Source organism: Rhodococcus sp. 06-470-2 (genome assembly GCF_002258235.1).
In the GTDB taxonomy this organism is placed as follows: Bacteria; Actinomycetota; Actinomycetes; order Mycobacteriales; family Mycobacteriaceae; genus Rhodococcoides.
On record NZ_NOYB01000005.1, the window covers coordinates 30,513 to 49,067 of the forward strand.

Genomic DNA, 18,555 nt, shown 5'->3' on the forward strand with positions numbered 1-18,555 from the left:
CGAGAGACGATGACCAGTACCGACAACAAGCAGGACCGACGCCGTGGCCACGCCGCCACACCGCGCACCGCCCGCCGTTTCTCGCTGACCCGGCGAAGCAAGCGCACCGGCCCCGATCTGGCCGCGCAGGCCGACACGGCCGCCACTCTCGCCGCGGCACAGTCCGCCGGCATGATCACCACCCGTCGGCACCCGCCGACGCGGAAGAAGTGGCTCGACCGATGGGGCTGGTACGAGATCCGCGTCGAGGGCGCGTGGACGACCACCCGGCAGGGCGAAGCGCTGAACCTGGCCACGATGCGCCGCTCGGTGCGTCACGAGGGCCTGCTGACCGGGCTGAACAAGATCAGCCAATCCGGAGTGATCACCGACCCCTACGCTCTCTACGGGTCGGAAATCGAGAACATCAACATCGCCGTCATCGGCGACATCGGCAAGGCCAAGTCCTCGCTCATCAAGACCGCGATGTGCCTGCGCCAACTCGCACTCCCGAACCGGCAGGTGGTGGTGATCGACAAGAAACGCCAGGGCAACAAGGGCGGCGAATACAGCGGAATCGCGGATGCTGTGGGCGCTGGTTCGATCCGATTCCGCACCGGCACAACGGGAATGCGCATCAACCTGCTCGACCCCGCGATCGCCACCGGCGTCGAACGCACCGACGGAGTCGCCCCGGCCGGCCAGGAAGCACTCGTCGGGGCAGTCATCGAGGACACGATGGGCCGCCCCCTGGTCGAGACCGAGAAAGCCGCACTCGGGCTCGCTCTGCAAGTGGTCAACGACCGCGCAGCCCGGGAGAACCGCGAACCGATCCTGATGGAACTCGCCGACGAGCTCCTGGGCCCCTCCGCCGGCAGCGGCGCAGCGTTCGGTGATCAGTGGGCGCAGGAATCGCGGCGTTGGGGCCTCAATCCCGGTCTGGCGCTGCGGGAGCTGTGCTTGGGCGATCTCAAGGGCCTCGTCGACGGCGCGACCTCACCGGAGGTCCGCGCGGCTCTCGATCACCCGTTCGTGCACTTCGACGTGTCGGCGTTGCCGAACAAGGGTCCGGCCCTGCGGGTGATCATGACCGTGATCAACACCTGGTTGGCGAACGTGCTCGCCTCCCGGTCCGCCCGGCACATGCAGACCCTGCTGCTGGTCGAGGAAGGCTGGCACGTCGCCGACGGCTCCACCGGAAAGGTCTTCCGCGAGAACATGAAGCTCTCGCGCGGTCTGGGACTGTCGACCGTCTCGGCGTTCCACCACATCTCCGACCTGCCGGTCGATTCGCCGGCGCGGGCGCTGATGAAAGAGGCCGGCATCGTCTTCCTCTACGGGCAGGACCGGGTCGAGGACGCCGAAGAAACCGCCCGCATGTACCACCTGCCGCCGGGGTCGACCGAAATCATCATGTCCCTCGCCAAGGGCCACTGCCTGGTCAAATACGGCAACGCCGACCCGATCCTGATGGAACACGTGCGCTCGGATCTGGAAATCGCACTCACCGACACCGACGAAGTGATCAAAGGAGCAGCAGCATGACCGACCACTCACGCAGCGCAGCGCTCTCGCACCCTACGGCCGACCGTTCGACTCTGGCGGGTGTGGACGTGACGACCCTCGATGTGGCGGGCAGTACCGCCGTAGGTCGACTGTTCCGGTCTCGTTCGGCAGCAACGGCATTCGCCCTGACGCACGCCGCACAATCCTGGGCCACGCTGGTCTCACTCGACTTCACCGTCTTCGAGTGCGATACAGCGTCAGTCGATTCGGCATCGGAGGGCATGTTCTGCGCGTGGGACGAGGTGTCCGTGACGGGCTCGGTAGCCGAGACAGCCTGCGCTTTAGCGATTCTCGACGAATACAGTCTTGGGGTGAGGCGGGCGAGGTTGCCGCTGCCCGCTGCTCTGACGGCCGAGATCTCCACGCTGAGCAACGCCGTCGCTTCGCCGGTGCATCCATCACGGGTCGACGACCCCGACAAGGTGGAGGTCCGCCTGTGCAGCATCAGGCCGGACCCGTTGCCGCACAGCAGAACATCGATAGGGTTCTACGGCAGCGACGACGCGGAGCGGGTGGCCGGGGTCCTGGCGTATCGGTTCGGCGGCGACATCGCACCAGCGACCGAACGGGGCTGCATCCAGGTCCACCACAGCGCCGACATCAGCGACGTTGACCGCGCCGCGGTCGCCCGCTACACCCGCATCGGCGAACTGCGCGCCAACATCGCCGCACTGGACCCGCGACGAGACATCGCGGCGATCACGCGCCTCGACGGCGAGCTCGACACCCTCTGCTCGGCCGTACTCCATCGACGATCGACACCCTCGCCCACTCCCGTCGCCGGCAGCGACGTGGTCCGCAGATACCTTCCCGCGCCTGCTCCACGGCCCGACTCCAGCGAGGACCGCCCCCGATGAGCACACCAGAACTTCGCCCCACTCCCCCGGTACTTCCCTACGGCACCGGCCCCGTCGTCGGTTTCGTCGCCGGTGCATTCGTCTCCGTGGTCGGCGGCGGCTACCTGTCCGGTCTCGTCGCCGGCACCGGCCCTGCACTTCCCGCCGGCATCTACGGGGTGATCCCCGTGGTGGTAGGCCTGTTCAGCAACCCATCCGACCCCGCGTCGGCGTGGCCGGTAGGTGCTCAGCCGGGCGGCCCGATCCTGACCTGGCTGTGCATCGGCATCATCGCGGCCGCATGCATCCTGCTCGGAGCTATCGTCTCGGCGAAGAACATGGCCCGCAAAGCATCTCGGCGGGTGCGGGCGAACGGATTCGCCGATCGGGCCGCGCTCGCAACTGTCGGGATCGACGAGAAAAGCGCGGTGAAGAAGGCCAAGGCCACCCGGCTCTCACTCTCCGACGTCCCGGTCCGCCGGATCGAGGCAGCAGCGGAGACCACGCGCATCGGCACGCTGTACGACGACAAGAAACAAGGGGTGTTTCTGCAGTACCGAGACGGTGTGCTGGTCGAAGGCCCCACCGGATCCGGTAAGACCTGGCGCATGTTCTACAAGGCGGTCGTCGAGGCGATCGGGCCGGTGGTGGCCACCTCGACCCGCGGTGACCTTCTGCGCGCGACGTGGGCCGAGCGCGCGGCTGTGGGCAGGGTCGAGGTGTTCGATCCGGACGGGCTGACGGTGTATCCGAACAAGATGCAGTGGTCGATTCTCGACGGCTGCGACGACCCCGAGGTGGCCATGCGGCGGGCCGCGGCGTTGGTGCAGGCCATGCCGATGGACGGCACCTCGAATTCGAGCTACTGGAACGGCAAAGCCGCGATGCTCATGCGCGGCTACCTGTATGCCGCAGCGGTATTGGACAAGGATCTGGTCACACTGCGGGTGTGGGCTGCCTCGCGCAACGTCAAGCCCGTGCATGAGGTTCTGTCGAGGGATCTACCGGACTGGGACGCCGACCTGAGTCAGGCGCTGGAATCGAAAGCCGATTCCTCCGACGACATGATCGGTGCCTGCACACGCCTGCTCGAGCCGTTGGCGTCGCCGAAGCTGATGCGCTCGCTCAATGTCCCGCTCAGCGAATCGGCGGATCTACGTTCCCTGATCACCGAAGGCCGCAACACCGTATATCTCATCTCCGAGGGTGGCAGTGCGTCGGCGGCCGCGATGACGACCGTTCTGTCGGCCGAGCTCTATCACGTGGCGAAGACCCACGGCCTGACCCAGCCCGACGACAAGATCGACCCGCCGCTGCGCATGGTGCTCGACGAGATGAACAACGTCGCAGCAATCCCGAACATGCCCTCGCTCATCACCGACTCCGGTGGCCGCGGAATCCAGATCTGGGCCGGAGTGCACTCCCGGCTGCAGAACGAACAACGCTGGGGCCACGTCGCCGGCCAGCAACTGTCCAACGACTCCCCCACTCGCCTGTATCTGACCGGCCTCGGCGACGCCGACGAGCTGGCGACCATCTCGAAGGGCCTGGGAATGCGTGACGAATACATGAGCGCCTCCCGGATGGCCGGGCCCCGGTCGGTCCCGGTCATGGCCGGCAGCGACATCGCCCGGATGCCCGCCGATCAAGCCCTACTGCGCTACCGGGAGGCCAAACCGATCAAGCTGCACGTTCCCTCCGTCTGGGACGTACCCGTGCTCGCCGCCCGCGTGAAGGCCAATCAGAAGGCGTTCGACGAGTACTGCGCTACCGGTTACGAGAAGAGCTGACGTCATGGCACTCCCGGCGTATACCCCCGGTGCGATCGACTGGCCGTACCTCGACAAGGACAGCGCCGCCCGACTGTGGGTCGAGCTCGGCACCTGGGTGGAATGGCTACGCGACCGCTACGAGCTCGGCCGCACCATTCCCCCGTGCTGGTTCAAACACGGCCCAGTGGTCGAAGAGCTGACCGCAGCGATGTTCGCCCGCCGTGAGGCGTACCAACAGGGCAAGAACGCCTATCACGGTGGGCCCGCAGCGTGGCACTACCAAGTTCTCTGGCCGATGGTGCACCGGATGAAGTCGATCACCGACTTCGAGCAGTGCACTCCCCACTCGTGCGGGTTCACCCCGCCGACGCCGGCCGTCGCCGGCGACTTCGCCGAATTCATCGCCACCGACATCGACGAGCGCGACGACTCACCGATCGAGCCGACCCAGCACGACGCCGCACCCGCCGAGGCCCCATCGGAACTGACGATGGAGCAGGTCATCGACATGATCGACACCGACAGTGCTGTCGCAGAAGATCCCGCCGACGATTTCACCGCCGTCATCATCGACGACGCACGGTGGGAGTACGACGAAGCCACTGAGACCTACAAGCCTGCCCCTTGAGATCGATTCCGGAACAAGGGGTGTCGAGTCGCGGTCCGGCGGACGTCCGGACTGGCACTCGTCTCTCATCCCACAGCGTCAAGGCCGTACAACGTAAAGTCTCTGCGATGCCCCTGCTATCGAAGTCACTCGGCGAATCGGTGACACTCGAAGATACAACCATCAGGACATTCACATTCAACGTCGTTGGCACCCGTCCCATTCGGCGGTTCTCCTACCGAACCATCGAGCACATCACAATCCCCGCCGACGCCTTGTACCCAAATTCCTGGGTATCCGTGCCGCCTGGAAAATTTCACCCAGGGAGCACCTTCACCACCGAATATGCACATGGCGCTGGCCCCGGACCCGTTCTCGTGGAAGTCCGGTACACCATCTCGGCACTGCTACCGTTCTGGTTCCTCTCCCAACAGTTCGTGCTGCGCTAGAACTAGACCCAACGTTCTTCCCTGGCTTGCACACCGAACGAGCCCCACCACACTGGGTGTGGTGGGGCTCGCCGGCGAACTGGGACGACTAGCAGAGCTGCTTGTTTCCGGTGTCCATCAGACCGATGCCGTTGGCGTTGCCGATCTTCACGCGGAAGGTCACGCACGCACTGCCCGGGGCGTACACCATCGGCGTCCAGTAGCTGTTCGGGCTGTTGCCGTACGAGGGTGACCACTGCCAACCCGAAGCCTGCGAGGCAATGCCGGCTTCGCTCTGCCGGCCGGCGGCGCCCGTGACGCGGACCCAGTTCGTACCGCAACTGGGGCTGTACCGAACCTCGACCTTTCCGGAGCCGAAATACGTGTTCTCCCAGATCGTCTGGGCACCGTTCGCGCACCCGGTCGAGAGCGGATCTCCGCTCGGGGCTGCCTGCGCCGTACCAGCCGCGCCGACAGTCAGGGCTCCGGCTGCAGCTCCTGCCATGGCCAGGGCTGCGATGTTCCTCTTGAGTTTCACTGGACTCTCCTCATCCCGAGAACACTGTCGGCAAAAGGCTTTTCACCGTTTCCGATCCCGTGGGACAAGACTGCACCCGCACATATTTATGACGCACCCGCTAAATTAATGGATCGCCTCGCGCACTCGCGCGACGCCAGGGGGGAGCACCGTCATGGACGAGGGTAAGAGCACGCGTGGGCGGGGTCGGCCACCGAAGAAGCTCGATCCACCCACCGATGCGCTCGGACGCTTCGCCAATCACGTGCGATCGGGACGTGCGATCGCGGGCTTGAAGCAGACCGAGCTCGCGGAGCGGGTGGGGTGTACACCAGGAAGCCTCAGCCAGATCGAACGCGGCATCCTGCGTCCGAGCCCAGCGTTGGCCACGGCGCTCGATCAGGCTCTCGGCTGGAACGGCTTGCTGCTGTCTCTGTTTCGTGATGCCCAGGAGGAAAAGGACCGAAAGACCGCTGACCGCATCGGCCGCTCCCACGACCCGACGACCGGAGCGCTGTCGACCGAGCTCACGCCTGCGGATCTACACCTCGAGCCCGGGGATGTGTCTCTGTGGGTCGCCGACATCACGATTCCGGACGGGACACTGATGGCTCCCGGCGAACGCTTCACGAAGATCTGGCGCGTCCGAAACGGTGGATCGGTCCACTGGGAAGACCGCTACATCAAACGGATGGGCCCTCTCGGCGGTTCCAGCCAGGTCGCAACCCCCAGCCTCACGCCGATCCCCGACACCGCACCCGGTGAACTCTGCGACATCGCAGTGGAATGCAAAGCCCACGTGCTGCCCGGGAGCTCGCAAGCCAATTTCAAGATGAGTGACGCGCACGGCCGCCTGTACTACCCGAACACCACCCCGGAAGGCGTCTTGTTGGCGATCACGGTCGTAGAGGGACTCACTCCCCGCTCGGCCGCCGATGGGTCACGCGACGTTCGGGGACTGTGAACCGCCAATTGCACCGTTCGAAAGAACTCAACCCCGCCACAGAGTGGCGGGGTTGAGTATGTTCAAGGGTCACGCAACTGCGGACGATTACCACCTTTAAGATAACCGATGATCCGTCAGCCTTCGGCGGAAATGCTAGCAGGCAGGAGCACGGGTGACAAGCACGGCCGCAGGCGAGGTGAACCTGGACTTCGTCTTCGAGTCGATGCCCCACGCTCGGATGCAGAAATACCTGGACGCAGCGGGGCACCGCAAGGTCGAGGGTGCGCTCGATCTGTATCGATGGAACCTCAAGGCGTCCACAGCGTTGTGGGAGGTGATCTGTCACGCCGAGGTGACACTTCGCCATGCGATCGACATCTCGCTCAGCGAGCGGCACGAGCAGCTGCGCAGGGAAGACGATTGGGTCTTTTACGCGCTGGAAGTCCCTGAGGGTACATCGGAAATGGGCAGTTGCTTCGAGGACCTGTCCAAGGCGTACGGGAAGCTGAAGAAGCGGGTCGGCAAGGGCAAAGGCGGGTTCGAGAGAGTCGCGGACATCGGCGCGGATGACGTGATTGCTGCTGTGGACTTCGGGTTCTGGAAGTTCATGGTTTCGGGAGACAAGGAAATAAAGTTCGGGACTCGAATCAGGCGAGGCTTCGACAACGCGCCGCGCGGCAAAACTAGCAACGACATGGCGTTTCTGCGTCAGGTGGTCAACCCACTGCACACGGTGCGCAACAGGATTGCCCACCACGAGCCCATCTGCTTCGAATCGGGCAATTTCATCAAGAACAAGTTCGACAATGCCATCGCGCTGATCGGCTACTTCGACGACAACCTTCGTGACTGGGCGAGAGATCAGTCCGCCCTCGACCAGATCCTCGAAACAAAGCCGTACATGCGCCGGAGATGACCTGGACCGCCTCTGGACTTCCTCATTTCCCCAACAAACGTTCGGCCACGCGGTCGTCGACCGGCAGATCCTCCAGCCAGAGCGGCACGGGGTACGCAAGGCGACTCAGGACGACGTCGACGGCATCGGTTGCGAAGGGTGCCGTCACCGAGTCCGGCGGCGGTGGATAGATCACTCGGTAGGGCACTTGCTCGTCGGACTCTTCACCTGCCGGAATCAGATTCCGCGAGGGATTCAACTTTCCACGTCGGCGGTTCGGCATCGGGTCGAATACATCGATCAGCCCGAACTCGTCCAGAGCATGGATCGCTTCCAGGTAGGTGTCCTCGCTGAGTCCATAGCGTTCCCATCGAATCGTTTCTCCGAGGGCCACGCCGATGTCTTTTTTCGACGAGCGCGGCTGCCCCTCCATACGCTGGGTGAATTCGACGATTGCCAGGAAGGTGGCTATCTCGCCCGGTTCGAGGACGAGGTGCCAGCCGCGGGCGAAAAATGCGCGCGGTACGCGCACGGTCTCGGGACTGCGCCTTTCCGCCGGCACTGTGTACCGTCGACCGTTTCCGGCCTCGGAGTTCAGAATCCAGTTCTTGAACCTTCCCGCCACCGGGTCCGATCCGGTGTGCACCAGCCCGACATCGTGCAGCACGGACAGCGCCCGGTTCAGCGCCCGACCTCGTTCGCGATTGATTCGAGCAGGTGAAGTTGGTTTGACATGAAGACCACAAAGCTTCCACCACGCCGCGAGCTCCGGTTCGCCGAACACGTTGGGGTGCTTGTTGACGAACGTCTTGCCGGCCTCGAACTCGAGGTGCGCTACGTAAATCGCCGACATCAGAACCCTCAGTGCCGAGTTCTTACGGTTGATCAAGCGGGTGGACGCAGGTCGGGTGTCCAGATCTGTTGAGCGAACATACTTCTCGCCGGGGGCGCGAAGAGGGCGTTTCGGATCGAGTCGGACGAACGGAGTCCGGATTCTGACGTCCTCGAACCTGACGTCTTCGTATTGGCTGCCGAGGCCGAGCAGGCTGTATTCCTTGGTTGCTGCTTTCACCGCGTCCTTGCGAGCCAGCAGGGCCTCGCGACGAGCGGTCCTGCGCGCCTCCCATCCCTCGAACACTGCTTTGTTGTACTGCTCCTGACGCGCGAGTTTCGCCTGTTGCTCCGCGGTGAACTTTTGAGCGAACACCCGTTTGGGGATTGCCGACGGCTCCCCGGTGTCGGTAACGTCGCTGTTCTCGGGCTCGCCGAGATCCTCCGATTTCGCCATGTCAACCATCAGATCTCCTCGAATTAGTACCGATGTAGCCGGTGCTGCGGGAACCGGACATTGCAACGTTAAAGTAGATAAGAGTAACGGGGCTATGTCCGGCCAGCCTAGACCCGGTGACCGGCCACCACGGTACTCCGAGCGGCGTGCGTGCAGCTCCAGAGCCCGCCACAGTTGTCTGCATGAACAACACACCGAACGGATCGAACGACGATCCTGACCAGGCCGGACGGAACCTCTTTCCGTCACTGACGACTCCTGCCGCATTTGCAGTTGCGGGACTTATGGGTGCGACCGCTACGTACTTCTCGCGGGACCCATCCATTGGAGCAACGATCTTCGCCGCCGTACTGGGTGCTCTGACGAGAAAGTAGCCCACGGCGTGTATGAGGCCGTCCGCGTGGCGGGCGGCCTCACACGCGGTCTCACCGATGGCCACGAGTGCGACCGGCCCGCGCTTACAGCCGCGGGCCGCGCCGCTGGTGTCCGTGTTCGATGTTCTGCTGCGCGATGGTGTGGTGGTGCTCGATGTTCTCGGCCTCGCGCTGTAGTCGCTGCTGTTCTTCGTGCTCGTCGCGTCGTTGCTGCTCAATGTGGTCGTGCAGGGTGTCGATGTTCGTGTGGACGGTGTTGTACGGCGCGTGCTCGGCCCGGTTCTCGGGTCGGTCGCCGGCGATCGAGGTGGTGTCGGTGATCTGGTAGCGGTCTCGGTAGGCGGCGATCTCAGCGGCGGTGCGATTCCATTCGGCCGCGAGGGCGTCGTCGTCGGGCCGCTGTTCGAGGTGGCGGGTGAATTCGAGGTCCGGGGTCGAGGCCGGGTCGGGGACGGCGGCGATGCGGTCGACGGCGGCGGCGTGCTCGGCGGCGATGTCGTCGTATCGGTTGTCGAGTTGCTCGCCTAGGACGGGATCGACGAGGTGGGCGTCGAGGTCCGGTGACGGCACCCAGTGCGGTGCGTCCTGGTCGACCGGTGTCCGGTGTGTGGGCGCGATGTCGTCGAGTGCGTCGACGATGCCTCCGGCGAGGACGCCGGGGTGTGTGGCGGTGTGGATGTCGCGGCACAGCTCGTCGAGGTCGTAGCCGCCGTGTGCGGTCAGTTCCCGCATTCGGGCGATAGCGGTGTTCCACCGGGGGTCGTCGCTACGTGCTGCGGTGGCCATCGCGATCGGGAAGTGCTCGCGCATCGTGTCTTCGTGCTCGGCGAGCCACCTGGTGTTCGCGCGTTCGGCCGCGTCGGTGACGGCGGGTACGAGGTCTTTGATGAGGGCGCGGGCGGTGACGTCGTCGCCGCGTGTGGTCAGTTGCTGGGCGTGCCAGGCGAGAACGTTCTCCGGTGACAGTCCCGCCAGCGCTGCGGTGCGCAGGTGTCGGCCGAGTCGGTGCACGCCGGGTTCGGCGATGAGGCGTTCGGCGGTCGCGGGTTCGAACGCGGCCTGGATGGGGCGCTGGACTCGTGCAGCGTCGAGTTCGGCGTGGGCAGCGTCGTAGTCGCGGATCCGTCGGCCGATGCCATCGGTTTCGGCGGGTGCCGGCCGAACGGTGGTGTAGCGGTCGGCGACGAGTCGGGCGTAATCGTCGAGCTCTTTGTCGGTGCCGGGTGTGCGCGGCGGGAGCGGGGGCAGCTCGTGTTCCGGTCGCCCGGTAGCGCCGGCCACCGTGTCGGTGGTGTCGGTGGTGTCGGTGGAGCTGCGTGCCTCGATGATCCGTGAGTTGAGCACTCTCGCGACGTCGCGTGCGGTGTGGAGCTCGCCGGCGGCGAGTGCGTCGACGAGGACGTGGCGGGCGCTGTCGCCGCGGTCGTGGATCTCGGCGAGGGTCGCGCGCAGTGCTGCGAGGCTTCCGGGGTGTTCGGCTTGCGCGGTCGCCAGAAGCGCTGCCGGGAGTGCCCGGTCGAGGACGGTGTCGAGCCAGTGATCACGAAGCCGGGTGTGGGCGGCGAGGTATGCCTCGCGGAGCCGGTCGGGGCTGTTCGCGTGTTCGGCGGCGTCGCGTATCGCGGTGATGGCGGCCTTGTGGCCGTTGTCGTTGGCGAGGATGCCGGTGAGGACCTCGCGGGAGTTCGGGGTGTCGATCTCCGAGAGGTGCATTCCCTCGGTGTCGAGTGTGACGCCCGGTTCGACGGGCACGTACAGCTCGTTGTTGGTGCGCCCGCGGGTGGCCGCGACATAGAGCCCGGCCCGGTCTGTGGTGGGGCTGAGCGCGGTGTGGGAGGTGTCGACGGTGATGCCTTGGCTGCGGTGCACGGTGGCGGCGTAGCCGAGTTCGGTCAAGCCGGACACGTAGTCGGCCGGCAGGGTGACCGTGCCGTCGTGGGTTTTGCTGCGGACGGTCAGCGAGCCGTCTTTGCCGACTGCGGTGACGGTCCACAGGTCACCGTTGCGGACGAACATGTTCCGTCGCCGACCACCCTTGGTGCGCAGCCACCGTGCGTTCTTGCGGGTGAGGACGGTATCTCCGACCCCTGCGGTGAGCTCGTCCGACAGCTCGGCGGTGCGGCGGGACTTCACCGTTCCCTGGCTACGGAAGTGCTCTTGGATGGCGAGGTTGACGGTGCGGACGTCCTCGCCGGTGGAGAGCATGACGAGCGAGGACTTACCGGCTGCGATGTCGGCGAGGTACGCCCCGGCGGCGGCGTCCTTCATCTCCGCGGCAGTGCCGGTGTGGACCCATCCGCGTTGGTAGAACATCTCGAGACTGGCCGGGTCGCCGTGCCGCAGATCGAGCGAATTCTCGGCCTGTTCGGTGTCGCTGCCGAACCGCACAACGGTGGTCAGTTCGGGCGCGCGAGTCTCTTCGGCGAGCAGCCGCAACGCACCGCCCGTTTCGACGGCGTCGAGCTGGTTCGGGTCACCGAGCAAACGCACGACCGCGCCTTTGGCTGCAGCGATCTCGGTGATGGCGGCGAGGTCTTTGGTCGAAGCGAGGGAGGCTTCGTCGACGAGCAGCATCGCACCGGGGCGAATGTCGATCCGGTCGGACAGGGTCAGGGGTTCGTCGCCGTTCTTGCCTCGCCACGGGTAGGTCAGGGTGGCGAGAGTGTGCGCGGTGACCCCGATTTCCTCACCGAGGGTTTCCGCTGCGACGGCCGACGGTGCGAGTGCGATGACCTGATATCCGGCCTTCTTCCACGTGTCGGCGACGGCCTTCATGGCGGTGGTCTTGCCGGTGCCGGCCGGTCCGATACCGACCGCAACAAGGGTGCCGCTACCGACGAAATGTTCCGCGAGTTCACGTTGCCCGGCGTTGAGAGTGCGTCCGTCCTTGCCTTTCGCGGCGGCGGTGATGACCTTGTCGAGCGCGGCCTGCGGAGCGATGTAGGCGACCGGGGTCTGTGCGGCGTCGAGCAGGGAACGTTCTGCGGCGAGGACGGTGTGCGAGGTGTGCAGGGCGGTGCCGGGGCGGGTGAGGATGAACTCGCCGTCGCGGCGGCGCAGCGCCGTCGGAGCTTCGGGCAGCTCTGGGAGCGGCATGTGTACCGATGTTGCGAGGACACGGTCGATCACGGCGGCAGTGGCGGCGCGCCGTGCGGTGTCGTCGGTGAACGCGACGGCGGCGAAGTTCGCATCGACGGCGGAGTGGACGTGGGTGATCGCCCAGTTCGATCGCTTGTCTTCGAGGCGTTCGAGCACGCGCTCGACCTCCTCGTCGAGGGAATCGAGGGTGCGCATGTGCTCGCCGACCTCGCGCACACCGGAGGCGTGCTCTCGTTGGACCTGTTGCCACCCCGCGGCGAGGGCGTCGACCTCGCGTGGGGTGCCGAGGATCTGCGCGGACCGGGTGAGCCAGGCGTTCTGCATCTCGCGCAACGTCTGCGGTTCCTGCTTGCCGGCGCGGGTGTCGAGGTTCGCCTGTTGGTAGAGCGAGTACATCGCTTTCGGGGACGGCATCCGGCCGTGTTCGGCGCGGTACTCGGCGACGAGCTGGTCTCTGCGCGTTTCGATCTGACTGCGGCGTGAGGAGAACATCTCGCACAGCTCACGCGGGACCTGCTCGATTTCGACGACGTCCTGCCGGCCGTGACCGGTGGAGCGGGCAGCGAGGGAAAAACCGAGTTCGGTATGCAGCTTGGACATGATGGTGGCGTTGTAGCGCTGCGAGGCCGGCACCGCGTACCGGTGCAGGATCGACCCGTCGAGGGCCCGCCATTTACCGTCGGATTCGGTGCAGACCTTGATCGAGACGACGGCGTGGGTGTGCAGGTTCGGATCCCCGGCGCGGGAGTCGTAATGGTCGTAGAGGGTCGCGACCAGACCGGTGGTGTCCTGGACTTCCTGGCTGGTGTTGCCGGTACGGGTGAAGCACGCTTCCTTCTCGATCCAGCCGAGGGCGTCGGTGACGGTCTCTTTGTGGATGCGCTCGATTTCTCGGCGGGTCCCGTCGTCGGCGAGCGCCCACATCACCGACACGCTTTTCGGTGGGGTGAACACCAGGTCGTAGCCGGCCACGGGCTGGCGGACGCGGGACTTCTGCGCGCTGATCCACGAACGGAGCTCGCGCTGATCTTCCGGCGGGCGGCCGTGGCCGTCGGTGAACAACCGGGTACCGACCTCGTCCATGATCTGCTGCGACTGCGCTTTCGACGGCGCGTGCCCGTGCTCCCTACGGAACTCCCCCACCGCTGCCTTGTGCTCGCGGAGCAGTTCGATGTCGTTGGAGAATTCGGGGAACTTACGGCCCAGGCGGGCTGCTTTGAGCGCGGCCTTCTCGTTCGCGCCCTTGGTAATTGAATCTTCGATCAACGCCGAGGCGTTCGGATGCAGCCCGCTACCGAACAACGCTTTCATCTGCGGCTCGGACACCTGCCCACCGCCGGTGATCGACGGCCCCGCAGTCGGGTCGATCCCGGCCTGCATCTGCTCCAGATTGTCCAGGCCCGCACCGAACCAGACACCCGGCGGTGTGCCGTGCGCGGTGTAGTAATCGGTCAGATCTTGGCCGTGCTCCCGTTCGCGGTCAGCGGTGGCCACCTGCTTGGTCAGGTACTCGTAGCCATCGCCCGCGTGCAGTACGTGGAGCGTCATCACACCGCCACCCTAGACGCCGCAGGCGGGCAGGCGGAAGGCCGGAACCCCCCAAAGTCTGAAATTCAGCAAGAGGTGTGTAAATCACCTAGGCTTTTGGCAGGCGAAGCCTGTGCAGTAAGGCCAAGCCCTCAGATGTCTTCGGCCAGGCCACAGACTTGGGGCGGTCGGAGCTGGGGTCGCGGGGGTCAGGAGATCGAGAGGCAACGGGGTCATGGGGTCGACAGGAGATCGGGTAGCCGCCCGTGAGCGGGGATGGCAGAAGGCCACCCGCCAGGCGGGTACAGCGGTGCGGGAGCGCGAGAGGGCGGCGCGGCGATTCGTTGCAGCGCGGGCACAACGGGACGCCGCCGAACAGGTGATGGCTGCCGAGTTGGAACGGCTGTCGACGTCAGAGGGATCTGTGCCCCGTGCGGCGGAGCTAGTCGGCGTGGATCTGGTAGAGGCCGAGCGGCTGATGTCCGCACGTCAGATCGTCAGAGCTGTTCCTGAGAGCGATGACTCGACGTCGTCGTGAACACCCCACTGTCGGAACCTCGACGGGACCACCGGACGAGCCCTCGCCCGCCGGTCCCACGTGAGCACCGTATGGGTGCGATGTCCCCTATCTGTGTGTCCGGCCCCGATTGTGGGTGCCTGAGATCGAGCGGAGCGGTGGGAGGAATCTCGGGCATCCACATGAGGATGAAGGCCGGTGCACAGTTGGGGGCACCGCACCCGATCCCCTCCCTCGTCGATGACTCCCCCGCCGGGCCGTGCACCGGTCGGGCAGGTAGGTCGTCTCGTCCGTCCGCTGTCGTCTGCGACGCCTGGGCGGTAGAGTTTGCAGTGCGTTCTGGCGGTGCCGTGTGGGCCCTCCGCCGAACGTTGATCACGTGCACCCTCACCGACTCTCCCCGTGTCTGCGGGCGGTCGGTTCGACGAGAAAGGCCCACACACATGACTGTCACCCCGTTGGACAAGGACGCGATCCGCGCGGCCGCCGAAGCGGCGATCAACGAGCGCATCGCGAAGGTCGAGGCGATCACCGACGCACAGCAGAAGGTCGTCGAGGCCGAAGCAGACGACGCGAAAGCGCGTACGGCCGCCGACGCGGCGATCAAGGAAGCCCAGGCCGCGAAACGGTCCTCTGCCAAGTCCGTCGAGAAGGCCAAGGACGCGGTCACTACCGCGTTGCGGGCCGCGCTCGACGGTGGATGGACGGCGCAGCAGTTGCGGGAGATGGGGTTGACGGTGCCGACCTCTGTCATCGCGTCCCCGAAGCCGGCCTCGACAGGATCGGGACGCAAGAAGCGGCCGGTGCGCATCGGTGTTGCGAGCACCGCCACCGACGCGGACAAGCCCGGTTCGGGCGAGTCGCCCGACGCCGCTACTCCCCCGCATACCGACCCCGCACCGAACTCCGAGACACCGCCTGCGGCGCAGGAGTTCGCCTCCGCCGGGCAGGGTGCGCAGTGAGCGCCCTCGGCGCGCTCGGCGTCGTCGTCTCGAACTCCGTCGGGCCCGACCCGTCGACGTTCGCCGCGTCGATCGCCTACGCCGACAGTGCCGGTGAGCCGGGAGCACCGGTTGCGTACGGCGAGTTCTTCACCTTGCTCGACGCAACCCAGTTCGTCGTCACGCAATGCTGGGTACTGGCGATCACCCGCGAGCAGGAGCACCTCGCCGCGACGATCGTGCGCGGCGGTCCGGTCGACACCGGACTGCACCTGCTCGATTCGGCCGGGACGCCGACGGAGATCTCCGACGCCGTCGGACAGCTGTTGATGGATCAGGCGGGTGCGCGATGACCGGCAACCACCCTGAGACGGACCTGAGCGAGTCCGATGTGTTGGAGCTCGACATCCTTGCGCTGCTGCAAACCGCGGAGGCGAACGAGGCGTTCGACACCTACGGCCCTCTCATCACCACGCGGACCGCGCCGCAGTTCGCGGACCTGTTGCGGATGATCAACGCTCTCGCGGCCGGCGGCGACTTCGAGTCGGCGATCGACGCGGAAGTGTTCGCGGCCGTGCGCTCCCCCGTCGACATCTCGCGGTTGGAGAAGTTCGGAGTGTTCGACACCTCGGACCCAGTCCTCAAACTCACCGCCGTGCAGACGCTCCGGACGATCCACGACGCCGAGACAGAACCGGTAGAAGCACAGTCGCCGGGAGACGTTAGGTGATGGTCGGCGGGCCGGGTCGGTGCCGGAACCGTTAGGTATCGGCGGGGCAACAGAACTCACGCGGTTCGAGCGCTACATCGTGCGCGGCCCGCACGTTGATTCGTGTGCGATCTGGGTCGGCGCGGTAGCCGATGACGGGTACGGCCGGTTCTGGTTGATGCGCGATGGCCGGCAGCGGGTGGTGCGCCCGCACCGGTACGCGTTGGCGCGTGCGCTCGGTGTACCGCTCACCGACGAGGTGACGGCATTGCACCTGTGTGACAACCCGATCTGTGTACGAGTCACTCTCGACGAGGACACCCGCGTTGGCGGGGTGCGTCACGTCGTCGACGGGACGCAGTCACAGAACCTGCTCGATATGGGAGCCAAGGGCCGCGGGGGTGGCCGGCGTCAGCGCGGGCTTTGGTACGGGCCCGATCGGGTCGCGAGAGCGGCGCGGTCGCGGCGGCTGCGCGATGCGGTGCGCGGTGGGTGGGACGAGGGCGCTGTGCGTACTGCGTTGCTCGATGAGGCTTCCCCGACGCTGTTCTGACTCCCGAACGTGTGTGGGCGGTGATGGCCGGTCGGTTGTGGCACCGACTGTGTCGGTGGGTGGGTGTGTACTGACAGCCAATCGAAGACCGGTCGCGTCGAAACGTCTGCGCGAGTGAAGGACACGAGGAACGAAAGGGGTGGGCTGGAGATGGCTGTGTATCTCGTGGCCGCTGCGATCCTGGCGTACGTGGTGTTGCGGTCCGGACAGCGAGCGGACGGCACGTGGAAATTCGCGCCGTTGCGCGCGACGGGAATGCTCGCCAGTGGTGTGTTCCGGATCGTGGTGTTCGTGGCCGTGTTCGCGTTCGCGTTCGCGCTCGGTGCATTGTTCAGCTCCGGTCGCAGTACGTTCATGCCCTAGCCTGCGTCCTTCTCGGCGACAGCGACTGCCCGACAGATGAACCCCCGCCATATTGTGGTCGGGGGTTCGATCGTTCCAGGGGTTCTACTGGTGGGGCCAGCCGCGGACGAGCTTGTCGGTGCTCGCGTGCACGGCGTTGAAGGCGTCGACGAGGTACGTCAGCCACGACGCTGCGGTCTCCGGGTTCGGGACCAGTGTGGAGGGGACGGCGTTCTGTTCCTCGTCGGAGAGTTCGTTGAAGTCGGCGGGGTAGTCGGTGGTGTCACCGTCGACGATGTTCGGTGCGCCGTCGATCTCATAGGTGATCACGAATTCGAGCTCGTGCCGGTTCGGGGCGGTGAACTCGGCCGACAGTGCGAGCTCGCCCCACAGTCGCCGGTCGTAGGTGACGGCCCCGGAGTTGATCGCGGCCTGCAGCAGCCAGTGCGGAGTCCACAATGCCTGCGCGCTGCCCGGTTCGGGCCACTCGAAGTCGTCGTCGAGCACGTCGGCTTTGGCGAGGTCGAGGGTGAGCAGCGGCGCGGCGGCCGGCGCGCGGGTTCCGTCGGCGGTGGGTGCGGTCATGGCCGGTGCCTCCAGGGTGTCGGTGTGGGTGTGGGTGACGATGAGGACACCGAGGTCGGTGCCGATGTTCGCACTGTCTCCGAGAGCGTCGAGCAGCCGTTCGGCCAAGGTTGCGGCGTCAGCGGCGCGGTAGGTGCCCAGGGTGCTCCACGTCGCGGCGTCGTACGAGGTTTCTGATGCCGAGCACACCTGCACAGTCAGCGCGCCACTACCGGTGGGGACGCGCTCGAGGTCGCCGGACGCGTCGACGACAGCAGCGATCTGCTCGCGGACGTGGACGGGCAGACCCGCATCGACAGCGGCACCGGTCGGGGGTGCGTTCGTGCGGTCCGGCGCGCCCTGTGGCGGCCGTTCGGCGTGCTCACCTGTCTCTGTCACGGTCCTCGTCTTTCGGTTGTGGCCAGCTAGCATCGTAGTGCCCTCGGCGTCGTCGATGCGCCCACCGGTGCCCGCGCGGGTTCGTTCAGGATGTCGGTGGTTGCCGAAAGCTGTTGAGCCTTTTGAACGCTGCCCGCTGCCGGATGCCGAGTTCGACCATGTAGTCGAACAGGTCGGCTTCGGGTGCTTCTTCGGCGGCCTGAGCCAGTCGTTGGCCCGCGATGTGGAAGCTGCGGCGGTAGGACTGGGACAGGACGTTGTCGGCGTAGTGCACGGCCGCGACGGAGTGTGCGCCGGCGGTGACGATGCCCATGAGGCGTTTGCGTAGCGGGGCGTCTTTGGCTCCGTCGGCTCCGGATCGGATGAGCGCACCGGTGACGGAGGCGAAGTCGTGGGGTTGGCCGGCGGTGATGAGGTCGACGATGTGGCCGTACATACGCGCGTGCGCGGGATCCTCGAAGTCCGCCGCGGTGAGCGTCCTGGTGATCCGCTCGACGTCGCTTCCATCGGCACTCTGGTTGCGCACATCCATCAAGGCGCACAGGAGCATCGCTTCGGGATCGGTGGCCGGGTCGTACCCGGGTTCGACCGCTGTGTCGAGGTCCTCGACGGGTGCGAGGTCCGCGCGTGCCTGCGCTGCCGGGTCGTCGCCGGGTGTGGGGACTGCGCGTAGTGCGTTCATCGTCGGGCCTCGCG

The 18,555-nt window shown here is 66.0% G+C and carries 17 protein-coding genes; 12 read left to right on the forward strand and 5 right to left on the reverse strand.

Annotation, left to right across the window (positions count from 1 at the left end; translation table 11 throughout):
* Positions 1-9 precede the first annotated feature (9 nt).
* Genes CH276_RS02590 through CH276_RS02605 form a run of 4 tightly spaced genes read left to right on the forward strand, consistent with a single transcriptional unit; the run spans position 10 to position 4,781 of the window.
* Positions 10-1,524 (forward strand): ATP/GTP-binding protein, encoded by a 1,515-nt coding sequence (locus CH276_RS02590; protein ID WP_094629896.1) that lies wholly within the window; start codon positions 10-12, stop codon positions 1,522-1,524.
* Positions 1,521-2,402, forward strand: coding sequence for a hypothetical protein (locus CH276_RS02595; RefSeq protein ID WP_094629897.1), 882 nt, complete (start codon positions 1,521-1,523; stop codon positions 2,400-2,402). The genes CH276_RS02590 and CH276_RS02595 overlap by 4 nt, the downstream gene beginning before the upstream one ends.
* Positions 2,399-4,171 carry a type IV secretory system conjugative DNA transfer family protein gene (locus CH276_RS02600; protein WP_249305507.1) on the forward strand — a complete coding sequence of 591 codons (1,773 nt, stop codon included), beginning with the start codon at positions 2,399-2,401 and terminating at the stop codon, positions 4,169-4,171. The genes CH276_RS02595 and CH276_RS02600 overlap by 4 nt, the downstream gene beginning before the upstream one ends.
* 4 nt (positions 4,172-4,175) lie before the next feature.
* The gene (locus CH276_RS02605) at positions 4,176-4,781 is read left to right on the forward strand and encodes a hypothetical protein (RefSeq protein ID WP_094629898.1); all 606 of its coding nucleotides are present in this window, start codon (positions 4,176-4,178) and stop codon (positions 4,779-4,781) included.
* A 516-nt stretch (positions 4,782-5,297) separates the two neighbouring features.
* Here CH276_RS02605 and CH276_RS02615 read toward each other — a convergent pair.
* Positions 5,298-5,726: a DUF2690 domain-containing protein gene (locus CH276_RS02615; RefSeq protein WP_141214649.1), complete on the reverse strand. Its 429-nt coding sequence runs from the start codon at positions 5,724-5,726 to the stop codon at positions 5,298-5,300.
* Between the two features lie 154 nt (positions 5,727-5,880).
* Between CH276_RS02615 and CH276_RS02620 the strand changes: the two genes are divergently transcribed.
* On the forward strand, positions 5,881-6,669 hold the full coding sequence (locus CH276_RS02620) for an NBR1-Ig-like domain-containing protein (RefSeq protein WP_094629900.1): 789 nt from the start codon (positions 5,881-5,883) through the stop codon (positions 6,667-6,669).
* A 154-nt stretch (positions 6,670-6,823) separates the two neighbouring features.
* Positions 6,824-7,567: an Abi family protein gene (locus tag CH276_RS02625; protein WP_094629901.1), complete on the forward strand. Its 744-nt coding sequence runs from the start codon at positions 6,824-6,826 to the stop codon at positions 7,565-7,567.
* Between the two features lie 22 nt (positions 7,568-7,589).
* On the opposite strand, the gene CH276_RS02630 is transcribed toward CH276_RS02625, so the two are convergent.
* A complete protein-coding gene (locus tag CH276_RS02630) occupies positions 7,590-8,843 on the reverse strand; it encodes a hypothetical protein (RefSeq protein WP_141214650.1) in 1,254 nt (417 codons plus the stop codon).
* Positions 8,844-9,292: 449 nt separating this feature from the next.
* Entirely contained in the window at positions 9,293-13,855 is a 4,563-nt protein-coding gene (gene mobF, locus CH276_RS02635; protein ID WP_094629903.1) for a MobF family relaxase, read from the reverse strand.
* A 214-nt stretch (positions 13,856-14,069) separates the two neighbouring features.
* On the opposite strand from mobF, the gene CH276_RS02640 reads away from it, so the two are divergent.
* From CH276_RS02640 to CH276_RS02665, 6 genes are all read left to right on the forward strand, one after another.
* Positions 14,070-14,372 carry a hypothetical protein gene (locus CH276_RS02640; protein WP_094629904.1) on the forward strand — a complete coding sequence of 101 codons (303 nt, stop codon included), beginning with the start codon at positions 14,070-14,072 and terminating at the stop codon, positions 14,370-14,372.
* Positions 14,373-14,794: 422 nt separating this feature from the next.
* Positions 14,795-15,313 (forward strand): hypothetical protein, encoded by a 519-nt coding sequence (locus CH276_RS02645; RefSeq protein ID WP_094629905.1) that lies wholly within the window; start codon positions 14,795-14,797, stop codon positions 15,311-15,313.
* Positions 15,310-15,645, forward strand: a complete 336-nt coding sequence (locus tag CH276_RS02650; RefSeq protein WP_094629906.1) for a hypothetical protein — start codon at positions 15,310-15,312, stop codon at positions 15,643-15,645. The genes CH276_RS02645 and CH276_RS02650 overlap by 4 nt, the downstream gene beginning before the upstream one ends.
* Positions 15,642-16,022, forward strand: a complete 381-nt coding sequence (locus CH276_RS02655) for a hypothetical protein (RefSeq protein ID WP_094629907.1) — start codon at positions 15,642-15,644, stop codon at positions 16,020-16,022. Before CH276_RS02650 ends, CH276_RS02655 begins: the two co-directional genes overlap by 4 nt.
* A gap of 19 nt (positions 16,023-16,041) precedes the next feature.
* Positions 16,042-16,554, forward strand: a complete 513-nt coding sequence (locus CH276_RS02660; RefSeq protein WP_094629908.1) for a hypothetical protein — start codon at positions 16,042-16,044, stop codon at positions 16,552-16,554.
* A gap of 150 nt (positions 16,555-16,704) precedes the next feature.
* On the forward strand, positions 16,705-16,917 hold the full coding sequence (locus CH276_RS02665; RefSeq protein WP_094629909.1) for a hypothetical protein: 213 nt from the start codon (positions 16,705-16,707) through the stop codon (positions 16,915-16,917).
* Positions 16,918-17,001: 84 nt separating this feature from the next.
* Here CH276_RS02665 and CH276_RS02670 read toward each other — a convergent pair whose 3' ends face one another.
* A complete protein-coding gene (locus CH276_RS02670) occupies positions 17,002-17,859 on the reverse strand; it encodes a hypothetical protein (RefSeq protein ID WP_094629910.1) in 858 nt (285 codons plus the stop codon).
* Between the two features lie 85 nt (positions 17,860-17,944).
* Positions 17,945-18,541: a DnaB-like helicase N-terminal domain-containing protein gene (locus CH276_RS02675; protein WP_094629911.1), complete on the reverse strand. Its 597-nt coding sequence runs from the start codon at positions 18,539-18,541 to the stop codon at positions 17,945-17,947.
* Positions 18,542-18,555 lie beyond the last annotated feature (14 nt).

Bases quoted from the DNA above. Each gene is read 5' to 3' on its own strand.
- CH276_RS02590 (WP_094629896.1), top strand. From the start codon at position 10: ATGACCAGTACCGACAACAAGCAGGACCGACGCCGTGGCCACGCCGCC.
- CH276_RS02595 (WP_094629897.1), top strand. From the start codon at position 1,521: ATGACCGACCACTCACGCAGCGCAGCGCTCTCGCACCCTACGGCCGAC.
- CH276_RS02600 (WP_249305507.1), top strand. From the start codon at position 2,399: ATGAGCACACCAGAACTTCGCCCCACTCCCCCGGTACTTCCCTACGGC.
- CH276_RS02605 (WP_094629898.1), top strand. From the start codon at position 4,176: ATGGCACTCCCGGCGTATACCCCCGGTGCGATCGACTGGCCGTACCTC.
- CH276_RS02620 (WP_094629900.1), top strand. From the start codon at position 5,881: ATGGACGAGGGTAAGAGCACGCGTGGGCGGGGTCGGCCACCGAAGAAG.
- CH276_RS02630 (WP_141214650.1), bottom strand. From the start codon at position 8,843: ATGGTTGACATGGCGAAATCGGAGGATCTCGGCGAGCCCGAGAACAGC.
- mobF (WP_094629903.1), bottom strand. From the start codon at position 13,855: ATGACGCTCCACGTACTGCACGCGGGCGATGGCTACGAGTACCTGACC.
- CH276_RS02640 (WP_094629904.1), top strand. From the start codon at position 14,070: ATGGGGTCGACAGGAGATCGGGTAGCCGCCCGTGAGCGGGGATGGCAG.
- CH276_RS02645 (WP_094629905.1), top strand. From the start codon at position 14,795: ATGACTGTCACCCCGTTGGACAAGGACGCGATCCGCGCGGCCGCCGAA.
- CH276_RS02655 (WP_094629907.1), top strand. From the start codon at position 15,642: ATGACCGGCAACCACCCTGAGACGGACCTGAGCGAGTCCGATGTGTTG.
- CH276_RS02665 (WP_094629909.1), top strand. From the start codon at position 16,705: ATGGCTGTGTATCTCGTGGCCGCTGCGATCCTGGCGTACGTGGTGTTG.
- CH276_RS02675 (WP_094629911.1), bottom strand. From the start codon at position 18,541: ATGAACGCACTACGCGCAGTCCCCACACCCGGCGACGACCCGGCAGCG.